The sequence below is a fragment of the Saccharopolyspora sp. NPDC003752 genome, from assembly GCF_053605825.1.
In genome coordinates, this window is sequence record NZ_JBSGJZ010000035.1 from 35910 (window position 1) to 54769 (window position 18860).

The 18860-nt window shown below is 71.8% G+C and carries 19 protein-coding genes and 1 pseudogene; 14 read left to right on the plus strand and 6 right to left on the minus strand.

Going from position 1 to position 18860, the window contains the following annotated elements; all coding sequences use genetic code 11:
- Nucleotides 1-185: 185 nt before the first annotated feature.
- Together ACWEV3_RS33180 and ACWEV3_RS33185 are read right to left on the minus strand one after the other, a co-directional pair.
- Entirely contained in the window at nucleotides 186-980 is a 795-nt protein-coding gene (locus tag ACWEV3_RS33180; protein WP_452617666.1) for a GH25 family lysozyme, read from the minus strand.
- Between the two features lie 197 nt (nucleotides 981-1177).
- A complete protein-coding gene (locus ACWEV3_RS33185) occupies nucleotides 1178-1678 on the minus strand; it encodes a hypothetical protein (RefSeq protein WP_452617667.1) in 501 nt (166 codons plus the stop codon).
- Between ACWEV3_RS33185 and ACWEV3_RS33190 the strand changes: the two genes are divergently transcribed.
- The 3 genes from ACWEV3_RS33190 to ACWEV3_RS33200 all read left to right on the plus strand — a co-directional run bounded on the left by ACWEV3_RS33190 (nucleotide 1671) and on the right by ACWEV3_RS33200 (nucleotide 3565).
- Nucleotides 1671-2066, plus strand: coding sequence for a DUF4232 domain-containing protein (locus ACWEV3_RS33190; RefSeq protein WP_452617668.1), 396 nt, complete (start codon nucleotides 1671-1673; stop codon nucleotides 2064-2066). The genes ACWEV3_RS33185 and ACWEV3_RS33190 overlap by 8 nt on opposite strands.
- A 127-nt stretch (nucleotides 2067-2193) precedes the next feature.
- Nucleotides 2194-2997 carry an alpha/beta hydrolase gene (locus tag ACWEV3_RS33195; RefSeq protein WP_452617669.1) on the plus strand — a complete coding sequence of 268 codons (804 nt, stop codon included), beginning with the start codon at nucleotides 2194-2196 and terminating at the stop codon, nucleotides 2995-2997.
- A 220-nt stretch (nucleotides 2998-3217) separates the two neighbouring features.
- Entirely contained in the window at nucleotides 3218-3565 is a 348-nt protein-coding gene (locus ACWEV3_RS33200; RefSeq protein ID WP_452617670.1) for a PRC-barrel domain-containing protein, read from the plus strand.
- Nucleotides 3566-3623: 58 nt separating this feature from the next.
- Here the strand turns inward: ACWEV3_RS33200 and ACWEV3_RS33205 are convergent, their stop codons facing one another.
- Entirely contained in the window at nucleotides 3624-4550 is a 927-nt protein-coding gene (locus tag ACWEV3_RS33205; protein ID WP_452617671.1) for a polysaccharide deacetylase family protein, read from the minus strand.
- A 136-nt stretch (nucleotides 4551-4686) separates the two neighbouring features.
- Between ACWEV3_RS33205 and ACWEV3_RS33210 the strand changes: the two genes are divergently transcribed.
- From ACWEV3_RS33210 to ACWEV3_RS33230, 5 genes are all read left to right on the plus strand, one after another.
- Nucleotides 4687-5529: a hypothetical protein gene (locus tag ACWEV3_RS33210; RefSeq protein WP_452617672.1), complete on the plus strand. Its 843-nt coding sequence runs from the start codon at nucleotides 4687-4689 to the stop codon at nucleotides 5527-5529.
- Nucleotides 5530-5784: 255 nt separating this feature from the next.
- Nucleotides 5785-6045 (plus strand): hypothetical protein, encoded by a 261-nt coding sequence (locus ACWEV3_RS33215; protein ID WP_132488400.1) that lies wholly within the window; start codon nucleotides 5785-5787, stop codon nucleotides 6043-6045.
- Between the two features lie 133 nt (nucleotides 6046-6178).
- Entirely contained in the window at nucleotides 6179-6430 is a 252-nt protein-coding gene (locus tag ACWEV3_RS33220) for a hypothetical protein (RefSeq protein ID WP_132488398.1), read from the plus strand.
- A gap of 137 nt (nucleotides 6431-6567) precedes the next feature.
- Entirely contained in the window at nucleotides 6568-9393 is a 2826-nt protein-coding gene (locus tag ACWEV3_RS33225) for an FtsK/SpoIIIE domain-containing protein (protein WP_452617673.1), read from the plus strand.
- On the plus strand, nucleotides 9386-9778 hold the full coding sequence (locus ACWEV3_RS33230) for a hypothetical protein (protein ID WP_452617674.1): 393 nt from the start codon (nucleotides 9386-9388) through the stop codon (nucleotides 9776-9778). The genes ACWEV3_RS33225 and ACWEV3_RS33230 overlap by 8 nt, the downstream gene beginning before the upstream one ends.
- Before the next feature lie 183 nt (nucleotides 9779-9961).
- Here ACWEV3_RS33230 and ACWEV3_RS33235 read toward each other — a convergent pair.
- Nucleotides 9962-10309: pseudogene (locus ACWEV3_RS33235) on the minus strand (TetR family transcriptional regulator C-terminal domain-containing protein); the annotation flags it as partial.
- Nucleotides 10310-10365: 56 nt separating this feature from the next.
- Between ACWEV3_RS33235 and ACWEV3_RS33240 the strand changes: the two are divergent.
- Nucleotides 10366-10626 carry a hypothetical protein gene (locus ACWEV3_RS33240; RefSeq protein WP_452617675.1) on the plus strand — a complete coding sequence of 87 codons (261 nt, stop codon included), beginning with the start codon at nucleotides 10366-10368 and terminating at the stop codon, nucleotides 10624-10626.
- A 292-nt stretch (nucleotides 10627-10918) separates the two neighbouring features.
- Here the strand turns inward: ACWEV3_RS33240 and ACWEV3_RS33245 are convergent, their stop codons facing one another.
- Nucleotides 10919-11467, minus strand: coding sequence for a TetR/AcrR family transcriptional regulator (locus tag ACWEV3_RS33245; RefSeq protein WP_452617676.1), 549 nt, complete (start codon nucleotides 11465-11467; stop codon nucleotides 10919-10921).
- Nucleotides 11468-11557: 90 nt separating this feature from the next.
- Between ACWEV3_RS33245 and ACWEV3_RS33250 the strand changes: the two genes are divergently transcribed.
- The 3 genes from ACWEV3_RS33250 to ACWEV3_RS33260 all read left to right on the plus strand — a co-directional run bounded on the left by ACWEV3_RS33250 (nucleotide 11558) and on the right by ACWEV3_RS33260 (nucleotide 14718).
- Nucleotides 11558-12733 carry an MFS transporter gene (locus ACWEV3_RS33250; RefSeq protein ID WP_452617677.1) on the plus strand — a complete coding sequence of 392 codons (1176 nt, stop codon included), beginning with the start codon at nucleotides 11558-11560 and terminating at the stop codon, nucleotides 12731-12733.
- A complete protein-coding gene (locus tag ACWEV3_RS33255) occupies nucleotides 12730-13881 on the plus strand; it encodes an MFS transporter (protein ID WP_452617678.1) in 1152 nt (383 codons plus the stop codon). The genes ACWEV3_RS33250 and ACWEV3_RS33255 overlap by 4 nt, the downstream gene beginning before the upstream one ends.
- Nucleotides 13882-13980: 99 nt before the next feature.
- Entirely contained in the window at nucleotides 13981-14718 is a 738-nt protein-coding gene (locus ACWEV3_RS33260) for a GNAT family N-acetyltransferase (RefSeq protein WP_452617679.1), read from the plus strand.
- Here the strand turns inward: ACWEV3_RS33260 and ACWEV3_RS33265 are convergent.
- Nucleotides 14699-16342: an FAD-binding oxidoreductase gene (locus tag ACWEV3_RS33265; RefSeq protein WP_452617708.1), complete on the minus strand. Its 1644-nt coding sequence runs from the start codon at nucleotides 16340-16342 to the stop codon at nucleotides 14699-14701. The two genes, ACWEV3_RS33260 and ACWEV3_RS33265, sit on opposite strands and share 20 nt — an antisense overlap.
- 16 nt (nucleotides 16343-16358) lie before the next feature.
- Here ACWEV3_RS33265 and ACWEV3_RS33270 point away from each other — a divergent pair, with 16 nt between their 5' ends.
- Both ACWEV3_RS33270 and ACWEV3_RS33275 read left to right on the plus strand, forming a co-directional pair.
- Nucleotides 16359-17015, plus strand: coding sequence for a TetR/AcrR family transcriptional regulator (locus ACWEV3_RS33270; protein WP_452617680.1), 657 nt, complete (start codon nucleotides 16359-16361; stop codon nucleotides 17013-17015).
- Between the two features lie 111 nt (nucleotides 17016-17126).
- A complete protein-coding gene (locus ACWEV3_RS33275; RefSeq protein ID WP_452617681.1) occupies nucleotides 17127-18701 on the plus strand; it encodes a glycerol-3-phosphate dehydrogenase/oxidase in 1575 nt (524 codons plus the stop codon).
- Nucleotides 18702-18860: the final 159 nt, after the last annotated feature.

The window sequence follows — 18860 nt, forward strand, 5'->3', positions numbered from 1 at the left end:
GCGTTCACCTCCACCTTGCGCGATGTTCACGCGAAAAACGGTAGTCGGTACTGATCGCGAGTGTGCGGCAACGACGTACGCGGCAGTAACGTTTTGAGCAATTCGCCGGAAGAGCGCACGCCAGCGGAGCCCCGGACGCCCGTCACGAGGATCGCCGGGGGCTCCGCCGGGAGCACGGCACCATCTCAGCGCGGGATCTTCAGCACCTGGCCGACGTAGATCAGGTCCGGATCGGTGATCCCGTTGACCCGCGCGATCTCCCGCCAGTCGACGCCCAGCTTCTGCCCGATCTCGGAGAGCGTGTCGCCGGGCTGCACGACGTAGGTCTCCGCCGGCGGCGGAGGCGGCGGCGGTGGCGGCGGGGCACCGGCCCCGGTGAGCACCTCCAGCGGGACCAGCGAGACGTTCACGTCGGTGTCGCCGGCGATCCCCGGAACCTTCCCGTCCGAGGCGTGCTGGTGGATGGCGACCCGGTCGGTGAGGTAGCCGGGCTCGCCCGGCGGGCGCCCGTAGTGCGCGACCCACAGGAACACGCCGGGGTCGACCCAGGTCTCCGGCGCGAGCTTGCTCTGGAACCAGGACGTCGAGGCGTAGACCACGATCTCGTGCCGCCCGGTGTGCCCGCGGACCGCGTCGATGAACCCCTTGATCCAGCCGCCGAGGTTCGGCGCGTCGGTCTCCATGTCCAGGCACGGCGGCAGGTTGCCCGCCGCGCTGGAGTTCAGCCGCGCCAGCTGGGCGGCGAAGTCGGCCGCGTCCTGCTGCGGCGAATTCGTGTCCGGCCGGGCGAAGTGGTAGAGCCCGGTGACCATCCCGGCACCGCGGGCGCCGGCCAGCTGGGCGTCCAGCGTCGGGCTCACATATCCGATTCCCTCGGTCGCCTTGATGTACGTGAAGGCATATCCCGCGCCGCGAACCGCCCCCCAGTCCGGTTCCCCCTGATATCGCGCGACATCAATGCCCGGAATTCGCTCGGCCATGATCAACCCCCTGACTTCGGCCTTTCTGCAGTTGCCAAACTATCGAAGTCGGGCAAAGTGGCAGTCCCGCCGTTCAGGTCAAGATCCCCACCCGATCGGTCGATATCTGCGCAATGCGTAACGGATTCGCGGCGCCGTGAATTACCCGAATCGGGTTGCACTTAGCCGTGGCAAGACCTATTCGGCGCAGTCGCCAGTCACTCGATCCGCTGGTCGAGGCAGTCGATCGGGGCAACCGGAGCATCCGCCGCACCGCAGGTCACGAAGTCACCGACGGCGGAAAATCGACCGTGCGGGCAACCTCGCCAACGGCCGGACGTCTTCAGGAACAGCAGAGCAAATACCGACGACCCCGCCCGCGAGGCCGGGGGACGGGAGGTGGTCACCGTGACCCCGAACCGATTGCGGATTTTCGGCTCGCGGACGCTCCAGGCGTCCGGGGCCCTGCTGATCGCCGGGCTGATGGCGGCCTGCGGAGCGCACAGCGCGCAAACCGCGCAGACCGGCCAGGCAATCACAGCACCGGAGCAGAACGTCCAGCCGGCACCACCGGCGACGAGCACGGATGCACGACCGGATCCCCAAGCTTCCGAGGCCGCCGGGAACGGCCCCGCCACGGGCGGCAGCACGACGCCGGCCTCGTCGCCGGGGCGCGTCCAGCCGAAGAAGGTGGAGCGCTGCCACACCTCGATGCTCACGGGCTCGGTGGAGGGCGCCGAAGCCGGAGCGGGCCAGCGCTACGCCGAGCTGGTGCTGCGCAACTCCAGCAACGAGACCTGCACGCTCTACGGCTACGGCGGGATGCAGCTGGTCGACGCCTCCGGCCAGGCGGTGCCCACCAAGATGGAGCGGACGCCGAACCCCGGCCCGGTCCTGATCACGCTGGCACCCGGTGCGTCGGCCCGCGCGACGCTGCACTGGACGGCCGTCCCGCACGAGGGCGAGCCGATGGACGGCCCCTGCCAGCCGACTCCGGTGCGTGCGCAGGTCATCCCGCCGGACGAGACCGACGCGCTCCCCGTCACCTGGAACGTGGGCCCGGTCTGCGGGTTCGGCAGCATCGACAACAGCGCGTACCACCAGTGACGGCAGCGCGGCTTCGCGCGGAATCGGCGCTCCCGCACCGGGAGCCGGTCGATTTCGCGCGAAATCGCCGTTCGGCGGCGAAGGACCGGGGTTGGCCCGACCGGATGAGGTGTGCTGGGGTGGCGGCATGATCGAGTCAACGGATCGAGTGGTCAGCGGACGGCACGGCGAGCTGGCGGTGCGCGAGTGGTCGGGGACCAACCCCGGCTGGATCGCGCTGGTCGTGCACGGCTACGGCGAGCATTCCGGCCGGTACCAGTGGGTCGCGGAGCAGCTGGTCGGCGCCCGCGCGCTGGTCTACGCCCCGGACCACATCGGGCACGGCCGCTCCCCCGGCGACCGCGTCTACTTCGAGGACGCCGAGACGATCGTGGCCGATCTGGAGGAGCTCCGCAGGCAGGTCACCGCCGAGCACCCGGACCTGCCGGTCGTCCTCATCGGCCACTCCATGGGCGGGATGCTCGCCGCCCGCTACGCGCAGGAGCACCAGGAGCACCTTGCGGCGGTCGTGCTGTCCGCGCCGGTGCTGGGCACCTGGCACGTGCTGGACCTGCTGGAGCACGACGAGATCCCGGAGGCCCCGATCGATCCGGCGATCCTGTCCCGCGACCCCGAGGTGGGCGCGGCGTACATCGCCGATCCGCTGGTCTGGCACGGCCCGTTCAAGCGCGCCACGCTGCAGGCGATCGACGAGTGCCTGCTGGCCATCAACGACGGGCCGACGCTGGACCGGCCGACGCTGTGGGTGCACGGCGAGGACGACGAGCTGGTGCCGGAGGCCGACACCCGCACCGGCATCGACCGGATTCGCGGCGGCGAGTTCCACGAGCACATCTACCCCGGTGGCCGCCACGAGCTGTTCAACGAGACCAACAAGGCCGAGGTGATGAACGACGTCCTCACCTTCATCGGCCGCGAGCTGAACTCGTGACCACTGGCCTCCGCGCGATTTCGCAAGGACGAAGTCGGCGCGCGAGCCATGGCCGAAAATGAAGGATCATTAATAGTGGACGCCGAATAATCTCGATCATTACCTGTTCAGGTGAGGCGTGTCGCTTGCGCAGTTGCAGCTCAAGCTCTCCACGGGCAGCTTGAGGATTGCCGACGGGGGGGTCGGCGCCTCTGGGTGGGGCGGAGCGAGCGAGGTGGCCATGAACGTCGAGCGCGCACAGGACCTGATCGGCACTCCGGTGTTCGACCGCAACGGCGACCGCGTCGGCCGGGTCGGGAACGTCTACGTCGACGACGTGACCCACCAGCCGGAGTGGGTCACCGTGCGGATCGGCGTGTTCGGCGTCAAGGAGACCTTCGTGCCGCTGGCCGGCGCGACCACCGAGGAGAACCGCCTCGACCTGCGCGTCTCCAAGGACCGGGTGCGCAACGCCCCGCGCATCGAGGCCGAGCACGGCCACCTCTCCGACCAGGAAGGCCGCGACCTCTACCACTACTACGGCCTGGACCAGGGCGAACCGCCCGCCGAGACCGAGCAGCAGCTCTAGGCGGCTGCAGCTCCCGCAGGAGGGCCGCCCGCACCGCCGCGCGAGGTGAGCCGGGAAACTAGTTCCTGGCGTAGGACTCGGCGATCTCGTCGCTGGTGGTCAGCCACACGCCCTCGTGGCCGGTGATGTACTCCAGCGCCTGGTCCAGATACTTGGCCCGGAACGGCTGGCCGATGACGAACGGGTGCAGCGCCAGCGACATCACCCGCCCGCTGTCCGCCGACTCGGCGTAGAGCTGGTCGAACTGGTCCTTGACCGCCTGCAGGAAGTCCTGGCCGCTCACCCCGGTGCCCACGAACAGCGTCACGTCGTTGAGCTCGGTCTGGTACGGCACGCTGAGCAGGCCGGGCACGTTCAGCCGGTACGGCTGGTCGTCGTTGCTCCAGTCCAGCACGTACCGCAGGCCGAGTTCCGCGAGCAGCTCCGGCGTGTGGAACGTTTCGGTCAGCCCCGGCCCCATCCACCCGCGCGGGCGGGTGCCGGTCGCGGCCTCGATGGTGTCCACCACGTCCCGCAGGTAGGCGCGCTCCTCGTCGACCGGCATGTCCGCCTGCAGGATCGAGTTGTTCTTGCCGTGCGCCAACCAGGCCCAGTCGCGCTGCTTGCCCGCGTCGATGATCTGCGAGTTGTGCTCGGTGACGTCGGAGTTCAGCAGCACGCTGGGGCGGATGCCGTGCCGGTCGAAGATGTCCACCAGCCGCCAGATGCCGACCCGGGGGCCGTAGTCCCGCCAGCCGTAGTTCAGCGGGTCGGGCGCGAGGTCCCTGGTACCGGCGAAGATGCTGGTGGACGGCCGGTCGATCTCGTAGTGCTCGACGTTGAGGCCCACGTAGAACGCCAGCCGGGCGCCGTCCGGCCACCGCAGCGGGGCGCGGTCGACGATCGGGCTGTAGTCGAAGAGCTGGTTGTGCACTGCCGCCTCCTGATCGGGCTGCCGCGACGGGTTTTCCCTGCTGTCGCGGTGTTTTCCGGGTGTTGCGGCCATGCTCCAACCATCACACCAGTGTGAGGGTCAAACGGGTCGGCTGTGTCGTCGGGCACAAGCCGTCCGCCCGCGCGTCGCGACTTCACCTGATCATCCGTTCGACGTTCCGGTTCAGTGCGCGAGAATGCTTCTCGCGATGGCTGAGAACACCGAGCTCGAATTGCTGATCACCGTTGTCGTCGCGGCCGACGACGAGACCGCCGCCCGCGCCGCCTGCCGCGGCCTGGTGCGGCGGATCGACGGCCGGATCGTGGCGTCCGGGGACTGCTCCGACGAGGAGCCCGGCTGCTGGTCGGTCACGATCAGCCGGGCCAGCGAGGAAACCGCGCAGCACGTGGCCGGGTTGTCCCGCGCGGTACGCAACTTCCTGCGCGAGCTCGGGCCCGGCTACGCCAGGCACCGGGTGGCCTGCGAGCCGCCGACGGCGTGGACGGTGGTGGAACACCCGGAGCTGGTGGGCGATCTGGTCGCCGGCGGCGAGCGACTGCTGGTCGAGGCGTGGTCCGGCGGATCGATCCTGTTCGGCAGGTCCGACCCCGGCGACCCGGACGAACCGCCGGCGGAGGTGCCGGAGAGCATCGGCGACCTGGACGAACGCGGCAACCCCCGCCCGCGGCTGCAGCTGCTCGTGGACGTGGTCACCGAGCGGCGGGCGGGCGCGGAGTGGCCGGCGCGGGCGGTGGCCAGCCGTCTGTCGCACACGGCCGCGATCACCGAGTACGCGGTGGATCCGCCGCTGGTCCGGGTCGCGATGGATCTCGGGCCGGCGCTCGGCGACCTGCCGGAGATCGTGCTCGGCGCGATTTCGTCCCTCGGCGGCAACGGCTGGTCGCGGCTGCGCGTCGACGAACACCGCGCCACCGCCCGGTGGTCGGCGGCGCCGACGCCGCCGTCCGGCGTCGCGGCGATCGAGGTGTCCGCCGTCGAGGCCGAAGCCGGCGAACCACACTCCACAGTGGGCACCCCGAACCGCGGCTGACCGGCGATCGGCCGCAATTTCAATGGAAATCGAAGGTCCGATTTCCATTGAAATTGCGGGCACATCGGAAGGTGGAACGGGCAAAAGGGGCATTTCAGGAGGGCGTTCTGCCGGCCGGGTGATCAATTTCGCTGGTCGTCACGCACCGCGATCGCGTCGTGATCATCCGCACCCACCTGCCTGCGCCGTCGCCGCCACCGGGCGCTAACTTGTGGACCGATACAGCGTTGTGCACCACGGAGGTCCAGAGTCCAGATGGCGGGCGTCGAAGAAGTTCGCGCGGGAATTGCCTTGGCAAATCAGAAGATGCAGGAAAGCATCGCCGCCCTGCAACAGGGCAACCTCGCGCTCGAAGAGGCGCAATCGGCCCTTGTCACCGCCACCCAGGGCAGCTCCCAGGAGGAGATGCAGCACGCGCACGGCTCGCTCGCCGAGGTGATGCAGGTGATCAGCGGCGTGCAGGCGCAGATCAGCGCCACGATCAACGCCACCGAGGGCTACTCGGGCCGCCTCTAGGTCCCGGCCGCTCGGCGAGGACGGCGGTTTCGCGCGAAACCGCCGTCCCCACGCGCACCGGGCGGCGATTTCGCGCGAAACCGCCGCAACGACAGAAGTCCAACCCGACCTCGTAGACAGGCTCTGTGGCACCGTGTCGACACTCGACGAACTGATCCAGACGTTGCGCCTCGTGGAGGAACACCTGGCGGACGCGGGCGCCCACCTCGGCACCAGCCGGACCGCGCTGGCCGAGGCGGAGCAGGCGCTGGCGAAGCTCGACCCGGAACACCCGGAGACGGTGGTGCCGCCGAGCCTGCACCGCGCAGATGACCAGATCGAGCGATCCCAGGGGATGATCGAGCACGTCCTCAACACGGTGCGCGACTTCGCCACCCGGTTGTAGGACGCGGCGGTGTTCTCGGCTTTCGGCGCTCAACCGAGCCACATTCGCCCTCGTGCATGGGTGTACCAGGGGCCTGCCCGGCTCCTCGTCGAGTGGTATTTTGATCACGGTCTGTAACACGGGTTCCGAGGTGGGGCGTGGGTAAACGCAACGAGCGGCGGAGTCGGATCGAAGCGGCCTTCGAGCGCCTGCGAGCCAGCATCGCCTCCGCGCTCGGCGCCGCCGAGCAGGAGCACGACCGCGTCCTCGCCGAATGCTCGCAGCAGGAGTTCGCGCTGCGCATCGCCCAGGTCGGGGTGGCCGCGGCGGAACGCGAACCGGCGGAGATCGCCGACCCCGAGAACCCGGTCTTCCAGGCCGCGATGCAGGAGGCGCTGCGCGAGCGGGCGGAGATCTACGCCGAGTGGAGCGAGCAGGGCCCGGAGCAGCTCGGCGGGCTCGTCGCGGAGGCGGCTCCCGGCGCCGCGGGGCTTCCGTGGCCGGAATGGCTCGGCGAGGTCGGCACCCAGGACGCCGCCGATCCGCCGCCCGAGCTGTGGCGGATCGGCACCGCGACCGTCCCGGATTCGCCCGACCCGCAACCGTTCCCGGCCGCCGTCCCGCTGCTGGACGAGTCGCACCTGCGGATCGTCACCGATGGCAACCCGGAATCCGCCGAAGCCCTGGTGCAGAACCTGCTGCTGCGGCTGCTCAGCCGGTTCCAGCCCGGCCTGGTGCGCATCCACGTCTGGGACGTCGCGCAGCTGACCGGAACGCTGCCCGGGCTCTACCCGCTGACCCGCGCGGGCCTGCTGACGGCGCACGATCCGACCCGGCTCGACGAGATGCTCGAAGCGCTCTCCGACCACATCCGGCGGATCCACACCAGTTCGCTGGTGGGCGGCCACACCTCGCTGCGCTCGCTGGCCGCGGAAAGCGGGCACCGCTCGGAGCCCTGGCGGGTCGCGGTGCTGTTCGGCAACGGCGAGGCGCTGCGCGAGGAGCAGCAGCAACAGCTGCAGCGGATCGCGCGCAACGGCCTGGCCTGCGGCATCCAGCTGATCGTCGTGGACCTCTCGCTGACCGTGAACAGCGCGATCGAGTCCATCCGGCTGCTCGGCGGCGACCGGGCTCGCACCAGCATGACCGGGCCGGAAGCCGTTGTGCAGCTGGACGAATCGCCGTCGCGCAACGAGGTCACCAAGGCGTGCTCGGCGATCGCGGAGGCGTTCCTCGCCCGGCGGGCGCGGGTGCGGACCTTCGACGACCTGGTGCCGGAGCAGCTGTGGACGCAGCGCTCGACGGCCGGGCTGCACGCGCCGGTCGGGTTCAACGAGGGCGAACCGGTGTGGATCACGCTCGGCGACGGCAGCCCGCACACCCTGATCGGCGGCCCCAGCGGATCGGGCAAGACGAACTTCCTCTACGGCATGCTCGGCGGGCTCGCGGCCCGCTACTCGCCGGACGAGCTGGAGCTCTACCTGCTCGACTTCAAGGAAGGTGTGTCGTTCGCCCAGTTCACCCCGGGCCGCCGCGACCCGAGCTGGCTGCCGCACGCGCAGCTGGTCGGGGTGAACGTCAACACCGACCGCGAGTTCGGGCTGGCGCTGCTGCGCTTCCTGGCCGACGAGATGCGGCGGCGCGCGGAGTCCGCCAAGGAGCACGAGGTCACCAAGCTGGAGGAGCTGCGCGCCGAGGACCCGAACGGCCGGTGGCCGCGGATCGTCGCGGTGATCGACGAGTTCCAGTACCTCTTCGCTGAGCGCGACCCGGTCACGGCGCAGGCCGCCGCGCTGCTGGAGGACGTCGCGCGGCGCGGGCGGTCGCAGGGCATCCACCTGGTGCTGGCCAGCCAGGACGTGTCCGGGATCGAGGCTTTCTGGGGCAAGCCGGCGATCTTCGAGCAGTTCATCCTGCGGATCGCGCTGCCCAAGGCGCGGCGGGTGCTGGCCGACCAGAACAACGCCGCGCTGGAGCTGCCGCGCTGGCACGCGGTCGTCAACCACGAGTCGGGCGTCAAGCACGGCAACGAGATCGCGCGCATCCCGGACGCCACCGCGAAGAACACCTTCGATGCGTTGCAGCAGGATCTGTGGAAGCGGCGCGACGAGAGCGCCCCGCCGCCGCGCTTGTTCGACGGTTCGAACCTGCCAGCGCTGTCCACACTGGACGATTACGCGAAGCTGCGGGCGCCGGTGGCGGTACCGAAGGTCCTGCTCGGGCAGATCATCGACGTCAACGGCACGGCCGCCGCGGTCAGGCTCGTGCGCTCGCCGGGACGCAACATCGCGGTGATCGGCTCGGTGCTGGCGGATGCGACCAGCGTGCTCGGCACGGCGACGCTTTCCCTGGCGCGCCAATACGTTCCGGGCAGCATCAAGTTCACCATCGCGACCCTGCTCGACGACGTCGACGACGACGCCCGCGGGGTCGCCGAGGCGTTGCGCATCGACGGTCATGACGTCGAGCTAGTCGGCCTGGACGGCATCGAGGCCGCGCTGGCCGCCACCGCTGAGACGATCGACCAGCGGTCCGGCGCCGACGTGCCGCACGTCCTGGTGCTCTACGCCGCCGACGCGGCGCACACCACGCTGGAGCGCAAGGACCCGACCACCCGCGTCAGCGGGCTCGACCACCTCCGGAAGATACTCAAGCAGGGTCCCGAATTGCGGGTGCACGTGATCGGCTGGTGGCGCAGCGCGCAGCGCGTGAAGAACACCCTCGGCATGGGCCCGGTCGACGACATCGGCGCCTGGGTCGCCTTCGACGTGCACGGCCAGGAGCTGGCGGCGTTCGCGGCCGGGCAGGTGGTCAACTGGTCGCCGCGGGCGCGGCGCGGCCTGTTCTTCGACCGCGCGGTGCACTCCCGGCCCGAGGTGATCCTGCCCTTCGACCCCGGCGACCAGGCGAAGCCGGTGCCGGCGGTCCCGGCGCCGCGAGCGGCGGACGAGCGGTGCGAGATCCGGGAGGAAGCCGGTGACTGAGCAGATTCCGGCCGCGGAGCGGTACAGGGAGATCACCGCGCGGGCCACCACGGCCGCGCAGCAGCTGCGCAAGCACGAGCGCGAGCGGGCCGGCGAGCTCGGCGAGGCGGTCGCGGCGGGGAAGCAGCGCCGGGAGGCCGCCGACGAGCAGCGCGAGAAGGTGCTCGACGACGTGCGCAAGCGGTGGAACGCCGCGATGGAAGCGCTGTGGAACGAGCGGTGGATGCGGGTCACGAGCATGCCCGACCCGGACCGCACGGCCAAACCGTCCACACCGGACGATTCCCGTCGCGATGTCCAGCAGGCCTACATGGCGCTCTACAACGCGCTCGAGAAGCCCCGCTTCGCCGCGAGCCTCCGCCCCCGCCGCAAGAAGGACTCCTGACCAGGCCACGAACCACCGTTCCGCCTGGCTGGACCCGTGCACGTTTTTGGTCGCCATAGCAACACAAACCACGCACGGGCCCTGAACTGCGGAAACGGCTGGCCAGGGCTCACCTGGGGCGGCGAAGAGCTCGTCGATGTGGCAGCGCAGCACGGCCTCGGCGTCTTGGCCGGCGCGCTGGCCGACGAGCACTGCCGTGCCCAGCCCGTGGTTCAGCGCGATCAGGCGAGCCGCTTCCACGGACGCGTCGCGATCTCGCGACAGCTCGCCATCGGTCTGGGCCTTGCGCAGCGCATCGGCGAGCTGTTCTTCGAGATGGTTCAGTCCCGCGACGAAGGACTGGTCGGCGAGTTCCGGATCGGTCATCGCCAGCACCGCGTAGGAGGCGCCGACGAGGTGGAAGGCCCGGCTCACCTCGTCGGTCGGTAGCGCCTCGGCGAGGAATGCTTCGACGAAGGCGCGGCCCGACGGCGGGCTCGGCATCCGCTCCAGCCGCAGCGAGACACCGGCTTCGGCGGCCACCGAACGCATCGTCACGGCACTACACCGCCCTGCAAACGGGCCTCGGCTTCCTGCCGCACACCCTCGTGACCATCATCGCCGGGCGGCTCCTCACGCCCTGGCTGATGCGCCACGCCAGCGGCCGCACCTTGATCGTCGCTGACGCGCTGATCGCCGCGGCCGGGTTCGCGTGGCAGAGCCGCATCGACGCGGACGGCGGATACCTGGCCGGGATCCTCGGCCCGGCGATCGTCCTCTCCTTCGGCGGCGGCCTGCTGAACCGCCGCTCACGACCACGGTCACCGCCGGAGCGGACGCCACCGAGGCCGGTGCCGCCGCGGGTCTGATGAACACCACCAAGCAGATCGGCGGCGCATTCGGACTTGCCGCGCTGATGTCCATCTCCGGCACCCAGGATCCGCAGGCACCGGTGGACTACGCCACGGCATTCCAGGCCAGCGCGGGAATTCTCGTTGCGGCCGGTAGCGCTACCAGTGCGCCGCGACGGCCACCGCTGAACGGCGCCGAGCCTGGCCACGAGGGTGAACTTGGCGTTTTCGCGCGAAAACGCCAAGTCCCGTGCGGGTGGGCGACGGTTTCGCGCGAAAACGGCGACATCCCGGCGCGTCGCGGACCGGATCAGGTGGCGGCTTCCAGCAGCGACGCGGCAATGGCCTTGGCGCGCTTGGCCGGTTCCGCCGTTCGTTCGCGCAGGGCCGTGACGTTGGCCCCGTCGATCAGCAGCATCAGCTGTTCGGCCAGTTGCCGGTGGCTCCGGTAGCCCGCTTCCACCAGGAGGCCGTCCAGGTAGTCGGTGACCTCTTCCTTGTGCTCCGCCGCGACGCGGTGCGCCGCGCTGTCCGGGTCCGCCATCTCGACCATCGTGTTGATCGAGGCGCAGCCGCGGAAGTCCGGCGCCGCGAAGCGCTCCGCGAAGGAGTCGAAGACCGCCAGCGGCCCGCCGCCGCGGTTGGCGACGTCGGCCTTCAGCCGCTCCAGCACGGCGTCGGCGTAGCCGCGCAGCATGGTCACGACCAGGTCGTCCTTGCTGTCGAAGTGCCGGTAGAACGAGGCGCGGCCGACTCCCGAGGCGGCGACCAGCCGTTCCACTCCGACCGCCCGGATGCCCTCGGTGTAGAAGAGCTGCTCCGCGGCCTCCACGAGACGTTCTCGAGCGCGCGTTGCCATGCCGTCACGATATCCGAGCTTGCGCCAAAACGGAAACGATCGGTACCGTTCGCCACATGGAAACGATCGGTACCGTTTTGGGGAGCACCCTTGACCAAGACCGCTGAACCCACCACCGGCCGCGTCCCGCTCCGGGTGGCGGTGCTGGCGCTGGGCACGTTCGCCGTGGGCACGGACGCCTTCGTCGTCGCCGGTGTCCTGCCGGAGATCTCGGCGGACCTGCAGGTGAGCATCGCCGAGGCCGGGCAGCTGGTGACCGTCTTCGCGATCGCCTACGCCGTGCTCTCGCCGGTCATGGCGACGCTGACCGGCAACTGGCCCCGCCGCCGCGTCCTGCTCACCGCGCTCGCCGTCTTCGCGGTCGGCAACGTCGCCACCGCGCTCGCCCCGACCTACGGCGCGGTGCTCGCGACCCGCGTCCTCGCCGCCGCCGGCGCCTCGATGTTCACGCCGATCGCCGGGGCGACCGCCGCCGCACTCGCTCCGGAGGACCAGCGCGCACGCGCGATCTCCCTGGTAACGCTGGGACTCACCACGTCGACCGCGCTCGGCGTGCCGATCGGCACGCTGCTCGGGACGGTCGCGACCTGGCGCGGCACCATGTGGCTGGTCGCCGGGCTCGGCATCGCCGCCGGGATCGGCATCGCGCTGCTCCTACCGCCGGTTCCGACGCCGCCCGCCGCGAGCCTGCGCGAACGGCTTTCGCCGCTGGGCGACGGGAAGGTCGTCGCGATCCTGCTGACCACCGTCGCCGTGTTCATCGGGATCTTCGTGGTCAACACGTACGTCAGCGTGGTCGTCGGCGCCGCGACCGGCGGCAGCGGCGTGCTGCTGGCGGTGCTGCTGTTCCTGTCCGGCTGCGCCGGAACCGTCGGGAACCTGGTGGCCGGTGGCTGGACCGACCGGATCGGGCCGCGTCGGGTGATCGCCGCCGCGCTGGTGGTCAGCGCGCTCAACTTCGCGGTGATGCCCTGGTCCGCCGCCACTTTCGCCGGCGCGGTCATCGCGATCGTGGTCTTCGGGCTCACCTCGTGGAGCATCACGGTGCCGCAGCAGCACCGGCTGATCGCGGCCGCACCGGCTTCGGCGTCCTTCGTCATCTCGCTCAACGCCTCCGGCGGGTACCTCGGGTCGTCGCTGGCCGGGGTCATCGGCGCCGCAGCGCTGCCGTTCTCCCCCGCCGCGCTGCCCTGGGTCTCGGCGGCTTTCGTCGTCGCGGGCCTGGCGATGTCCGAGTACGCGAACCGTTCCGGAGCCCGCCCATGACATCCACAGTGGACACCCCGAGCCGCTGGGCCGTGCCGGTGCTCGGGTTCGGCACCTTCGCGGTCGGCACCTGCGAGTTCGTGCTCGCGGGCGTGCTTCCGCAGCTCAGCGGCACCCTCCGGGTCTCGATGAGCACGGCGGGCCAGGTCGTGACCGCCTTCGCGCTGACCTGCGCGCTGGTCGCGCCGGTGCTCGTCGCCGCGACCGCGGGCTGGCGACGACGCCGGGTCCTGCTGCTCGCGGTGGCGGTCTACCTGATCGGGAACATCGCCACGGCGGTCGCGCCGTCGTTCCCGCTGGTGGTCGCCGCGCAGGTGGTCGCGGCCGCGGGAGCGGGCTTGTTCGTGCCGACGGCGGCGGTCACGGCGTCCGCGCTAGTGCCCGAAGACCGGCGAGGCCGCGCCATCGCCGCCGTGACAACGGGTTTCACCGCCGCGACCGCGTTCGGCGCGCCGCTGGGCACCGCCCTGGGCGCCGTGTCCGGCTGGCGGATGACGATGTGGTTCGTCGCCGGGCTGGCGGTGCTGGGCCTGCTGGGCGTGCTCCGGCTGGTGCCCGCCGACGTGGCGGCGCCGACGCCCGAGTCGCTGCGCGCGCGGTTCGCGCCGCTGGCCGACCGGCGGGTACTGGTGGTGCTGGCGACGACGCTCATCGGCTTCACCGCCGTGTACCTGCCGTACACCTACATCGCCGCCGTGTTCGCGCCGGCCACCGAGGGGAGCGGAATCCGCCTGGCGGTGCTGATGTTCCTGCTCGGGGTGATCGGCACGATCGGCAACTTCGGGGCCGGCGCGCTGGCCGACCGGATCGGCGGGCGGAGGGTCGTCGCGCTCGCCCTGGCCTGGCTGGTGGTCAGCCTGCTCGTGCTGCCGCTGACCACCGGGAGCTTCGGCCTGGCGACGGCGGAGATCGTGTTCTTCGGCATCGCGGCCTTCGCGATCACGACGCCGCAGCAGCACCGGCTGATCACGCTGTCACCGGGCTCGGCATCGGTGCTGGTGTCGCTCAACGCCGCGATCCTCTACCTGGCCATCGCGGCGTCCGGCATCATCGGCGCGATCGGGATCGAGTGGGCGGGCGCTCAGCACCTGGGCCTCATCGCCGCGGCCCTCGCCGCGGTGGCGCTGCTCCTGTCCCTCCGCGACTGAGCTCGCGCCCGGCGTGGATCGGGTGGCGATTTCGCGCGAAATCGCCCCGGGGGGAACACCGCCGCAACGGGCCGGGTGCTCGCGAGGGACGATCGGGGCATGCAGGAGCTGTTATCCGCCGGCGCCGTCGCCGAAGCCACCGATGATCTGCTGGTCCGCTGGGGCGCGCAGGCGTTGACGCCGGAGTACCCGCACGAAGCCGGCGCCGCGTGGCAGCACGGCCGTGCCGTGGCCGTCTACGCGCCGAAGCTGTGCCGGCACGACCGCGTGCTGTTCAGCGGCCCTGCCGACGACGCGGCGGAGCTCCTCGCGCGGGTCATGGCGGAGGTGCGCAGCGACCGGCTCCGGCCGCTCGCCGACGCCGAACTCGCCGGGCCCGTCGCGGAGCGCCTCGGGCTGGACGTGCGCGCGACCTTCGGGTGGATGCACCTCGCCGCCGAGCCGCCGAGCGCCCCGACCGCGGGCGTCGAGTGGCTCACCGGCGCCGACGAAGACGCGATCGCCAGCCTGCTGCGCAAGGCGAACCCGACGTCGTACCTGTTCCCCGACGATCCCGGGGCCTGCCGCTGGGCCGGGATCCGCGGCACGGACGGCACACTGCTCGCCGTCGGCGCCGACTCCTGGCCCGCGCCCCGGCTCCGCCTGATCTCCGGCGTCGCCACCCACCCCGACCACCGCGGCGCCGGACTGGCCACGACGCTCTGCGCGTTCCTGACCGCTGAGCTCGCCCGCGACGGCGGCGTGGCGCTGATGGTCGACGCGGGCAACGAGCCCGCGCTCCGGGTGTACCGCGGGCTCGGCTACCGCTACCGCGCGATCACCGCGCTGGCCGGATGAGCTTGCCCGGGTTGAGGATTCCCGTGGGGTCGACGGCCTTCTTCGCCGCCGCGAGGACCGCGCCGCCGACGTCGCCGATCTCCGCTTCGAGCCACGGCAGGTGGTCGGCGCCGACCGCGTGGTGGTGGGTGATCGTGCCGCGGCCCGCGATGGCGTCGGAGGCGGCCATCTTCGCCCGCTGCCACTGGCCGAGCGGGTCGTCGGCGTCGCGGGCCGCCAGCACCGTGAAGTACAGCGAGGCGCCGGTCTCGTAGGCGTGCGAGATGTGGCACATCACGATCGGCGACTTGCCGTTGACCTGCAGGCTCCGCACCAGCGCCGTCCGCACCGCGGAGCGCAGTTCGCTGAGATCGGTCCAGTGCGTCGCGGTCTCCAGCGTCTCCACGCACACCCCGCGATCCAGCAGCGCGTCGCGCTGCCGCGGCCCCGAGAACCGGTGCGACCGCCAGGCCTCGCCGACCGGGCGGCCCAACCGGACCGTGCGGATTCCGCGCAGCGCGCGCAGGGTCGCCGACCGGCGCTGCTTCAGCTCGCCGCGCGAGGCCGCGTCCCAGCCGAGCACCAGCAGGCAGGGCTGCCGGATTCCCCTGCCGCGCAAGTAGGTCTTCAGAGACCGGGCCTTGAGCGCGCCGGAGAGCTCCAGCTGCACGTCGGTTTCGTCCACATCGGACAGCCGGGTGACATCCGCCAGCGCGCGCCCCTGCGCCAGCGCCCGCACCGCGTCGACGCCGGACTGCCAGCCGTCGACCACGAACGCCTCGTAGCGGCTCCGGGCCGGCGCGGGCCGGACGCGCAGCGCCACCTCGGTGATCACGCCGAGCGCGCCCTCGCTGCCGACCGCGAGTTGCCGCAGGTCGGGGCCCGCCGCCGACGCCGGGGACACCCCGAGCCGCCACTCGCCGACCGGTGTCGCGAGCCGGACGCCCTCGACCATGTCCTCGAAGCGGCCGTAACCGGCGGAGGCCTGCCCCGCCGACCGGGTCGCGGCGAAGCCGCCGATGGTGGCCCGCTCGTAGGACTGGGGGAAGTGGCCGAGCGTGAAACCGTGCGCGGCCAGCAGGGATTCGGCTTCCGCCGCGCGCATCCCGGCCTGCACCACGGCGATCCGCGAGCCCGGGTCGAGCGAGACCAGCTGGTCGAGCTGGGCCAGGTCCAGCGCGACGACCGCGGTCTTGCCGCCGCGCAGCGCGTCGACGCCGCCGACCACCGAGGTGCCGCCGCCGAACGGAACGACGGCGATGTCGTGCCGGACGCAGATCTCCAGGACGCCCTGCACCAGATCCGGGTCCGTGGGCAGCAGCACCGCGTCGGGCACCGCGAGCCTGCTGCCGCCGCGGCGGCGCATCAGGTCCGTGTACGACATCCCGCCGGCGCGGCCGAGCCGTTCGGCTGGGTCGATCAGCACCTGCTGCTCGCCGATCAGGGCCGCGAGTTCGGCGCGCGCCGCTTCCGGCAGGTCGCTCTCGGCGACCTCCAGCAGCGAGGCGGGAACCGCCGGCGTGGCGGTCTCGACCAGGCCGGTTCGCTGGCGCAACCAGCGCAGCGCGTGTGGTGACAACGGCGCAGCGGACGCCCCCGATGGGGTCCAGCTGCCGCGGAGGGTGTGTTCGATCAGGCCGTTCACCAGTACAGTGTTACACATGACGTCGCAATGTCACAGCACGCGAGGTGACAGCACCCCGCCGGCGCCCGCCCGCCCGGCCCGCCAGGCGGCCAACCGGGTCGGCGATGCCGAACTGCTGAACGCCGCCCGGGAGTGCGTGCTGGCCAACGGCGTCCGGCGCACCACGCTGACGGAGATCGCGCGGCGCGCCGGGGTCAGCCGGATGACGCTGTACCGGCGGTTCCCCGACGTCGACAGCCTGGTCACCGCGCTGGTGACGGTGGAGTTCGGCGAGATCCTGCAGCTGGCCGGCGCCGAGCAGGAGACCGGCAACGGCCGGCAGCTCCTGGTCGCGAGGACGGTCCGCGGCATCCGGCTGCTGCAGGCGGCGCCGCTGCTGCAGCGGGTGCTGGAGACCGACGCCGAACTCCTGCTGCCCTACCTGGTCGAGCGGCTCGGCAGCACCCAGCTCGCCGCCGAGGGGTTCATCCGCGAGTACCTCGTGCGGGGCCACGAGGACGGCTCGATCCGCCGCGCCGATCCGGCCGTGCAGGCGCGTGCCCTGCTGCTGCTCGTGCAGTCGTTCGTCATCTCCGCCCGCCCGGCCTCCGGCGACATCGACCCGGCGGCCCTGACCACCGAACTGGCCCACCTCCTCGACGGCGCCCTCGGCCCGGAGCCCACCGATGCCTGACCACCCCGGTTTTCGGCAGTTTCACTTGAAACTGCGCCGAACCCGTCGACTGATCGCAGTTTCAATTGAAACTGCGGCCCCCGGTACCCCACCGACCCGCCCGGAGGTCCGATGATCACCACCCCGCTGCCCGCCGGTTCGCTGCGCGCCACCTCGCTGAACGCCGCGCGCCGCGCCGCCGACCTGTCCGCAGTCGCCGAAGACGAGGTGGACCTGCTGGTGGTCGGCGGCGGCGTGACCGGCGCCGGAACGGCCCTGGACGCAGCCGCGCGCGGACTCTCGGTCGCCCTGGTGGAGGCCGAGGACCTCGCCTGGGGAACGTCCCGCTGGTCCAGCAAGCTCGTGCACGGCGGCCTGCGCTACCTGGCGCACGGCGATATCGCGCTGGCGCGTGAATGCGCCGTCGAGCGCAACGTGCTGATGACGCGCACCGCGCCGCACCTCGTGCGGACGCTCCCGCAGCTCATCCCGCTGCACGGCAGCGTGTCGCGCCGCTCCGAGCTGGTGCTCGCCGCCGGGCTGCACGCCGGCGACGCGCTGCGCCGCACGGCTCGCACCCCGTCCGACGTGCTCCCGCCGCCCCGGCGGATTCCCGCCGCGGAGGCGCTCGCGCTCATCCCGGGCCTGCGCTCCGCCGACCTGCGCGGCGGCCTGCTCAGCTTCGACGGCCAGCTCGTCGACGATGCGCGGCTGGTCGTCGCGCTGGCGCGCACCGCGGCCGGTTTCGGCGCCCGCATCCTGACCCGCGTGCGCGTGCGCGAGCTCGACGGCCGCGGCGCCGACGCGGTGGATCAGCAGACCGGCGAATCGCTGCGGATCCGGGCCCGTTCGGTGGTGAACGCGGCCGGGGTGTGGGCCGGCGAGCTCGCGCCGGACGTCGAACTGCGGCCGTCGCGCGGGTCGCACCTGCTGGTCGACGCGGAGGCCGCCGGGATCGCCGGGACCGCGCTGGTCGCGCCGATCCCGGGTGAGTCGGGCCGGTTCCTGCTGCTCCTGCCGCAGCCCGACGGCCGCGCCCTGCTCGGGCTGACCGACGAGCCGGTGCCCGGGCCGATCCCGTCCGTTCCCGAGGTTCCGCAGTCCGATGTGGACTTCCTGCTCGCGGGCGTGCGCGACGCGCTGGGGCAGCCGTTGGAGCGCAAGCACGTCCTCGGTTCGTTCGCCGGGCTCCGGCCGCTGCTGGCGCAGCCGGGTGGCAAGGGGTCGGCGGACCTGTCGCGCCGGCACGCGGTGCTGACCTCGCCGGACGGCGTGGTGACCGTGGTCGGCGGGAAGCTCACCACCTACCGGAAGATGGCCGCCGAGGCGGTCGATGCGGCGGTGCGCACCGGCGGGCTGCCCGCCGGACCGTCGCGCACCGCGGCCGTGGCGCTGGTCGGCGCCGCACCGCGGCGGCACCTGACCGATGTCGAGGCGGCGGCTCGGCTGATCGCGAAGTACGGCACCGAGGCCGCGCGCGTCGCCGCGTTGGCCGAGTTCGACCCGGATCTCGCGGAGCCGATCGCGCCGGGCCTGCAGCTCACGGCCGCCGAGGTGCTCTGGGCGATCCGCCACGAAGGCGCGCTCGACGCGGCGGACGTCCTGGACCGGCGCAGCCGGGTCGGGCTGAACCCGGCGGAACGCGAGTCGGCCCTCCCGTCGGTCGAAGCTCTCGTCGAACGCGCGCTGCACGGCGTTTCGGGCTGAGCACGCGCGGAAGTTCCGCCTGATCAAGGGCCGTGCGTGTTTTGTGTTGCTGTAGCAGCACAAAACACGCACGGCCCCAGAACGCACGAAGTCCGAGCGGCTCAGCCTCGCGTCGCCTGCCGACAAACGCAAATATCCTGCACATTCGCCCGTCACCAG

What these genes read in the sequence shown, in the direction of transcription:
- ACWEV3_RS33180 (WP_452617666.1), bottom strand. Translation starts at nt 980, where the DNA reads ATGGCCGAGCGAATTCCGGGCATTGATGTCGCGCGATATCAGGGGGAA.
- ACWEV3_RS33255 (WP_452617678.1), top strand. Translation starts at nt 12,730, where the DNA reads ATGACATCCACAGTGGACACCCCGAGCCGCTGGGCCGTGCCGGTGCTC.
- ACWEV3_RS33210 (WP_452617672.1), top strand. Translation starts at nt 4,687, where the DNA reads ATGGCTGAGAACACCGAGCTCGAATTGCTGATCACCGTTGTCGTCGCG.
- ACWEV3_RS33215 (WP_132488400.1), top strand. Translation starts at nt 5,785, where the DNA reads ATGGCGGGCGTCGAAGAAGTTCGCGCGGGAATTGCCTTGGCAAATCAG.
- ACWEV3_RS33275 (WP_452617681.1), top strand. Translation starts at nt 17,127, where the DNA reads ATGATCACCACCCCGCTGCCCGCCGGTTCGCTGCGCGCCACCTCGCTG.
- ACWEV3_RS33245 (WP_452617676.1), bottom strand. Translation starts at nt 11,467, where the DNA reads ATGGCAACGCGCGCTCGAGAACGTCTCGTGGAGGCCGCGGAGCAGCTC.
- ACWEV3_RS33260 (WP_452617679.1), top strand. Translation starts at nt 13,981, where the DNA reads ATGCAGGAGCTGTTATCCGCCGGCGCCGTCGCCGAAGCCACCGATGAT.
- ACWEV3_RS33270 (WP_452617680.1), top strand. Translation starts at nt 16,359, where the DNA reads ATGACGTCGCAATGTCACAGCACGCGAGGTGACAGCACCCCGCCGGCG.
- ACWEV3_RS33205 (WP_452617671.1), bottom strand. Translation starts at nt 4,550, where the DNA reads ATGGCCGCAACACCCGGAAAACACCGCGACAGCAGGGAAAACCCGTCG.
- ACWEV3_RS33190 (WP_452617668.1), top strand. Translation starts at nt 1,671, where the DNA reads ATGCTCACGGGCTCGGTGGAGGGCGCCGAAGCCGGAGCGGGCCAGCGC.
- ACWEV3_RS33200 (WP_452617670.1), top strand. Translation starts at nt 3,218, where the DNA reads ATGAACGTCGAGCGCGCACAGGACCTGATCGGCACTCCGGTGTTCGAC.
- ACWEV3_RS33195 (WP_452617669.1), top strand. Translation starts at nt 2,194, where the DNA reads ATGATCGAGTCAACGGATCGAGTGGTCAGCGGACGGCACGGCGAGCTG.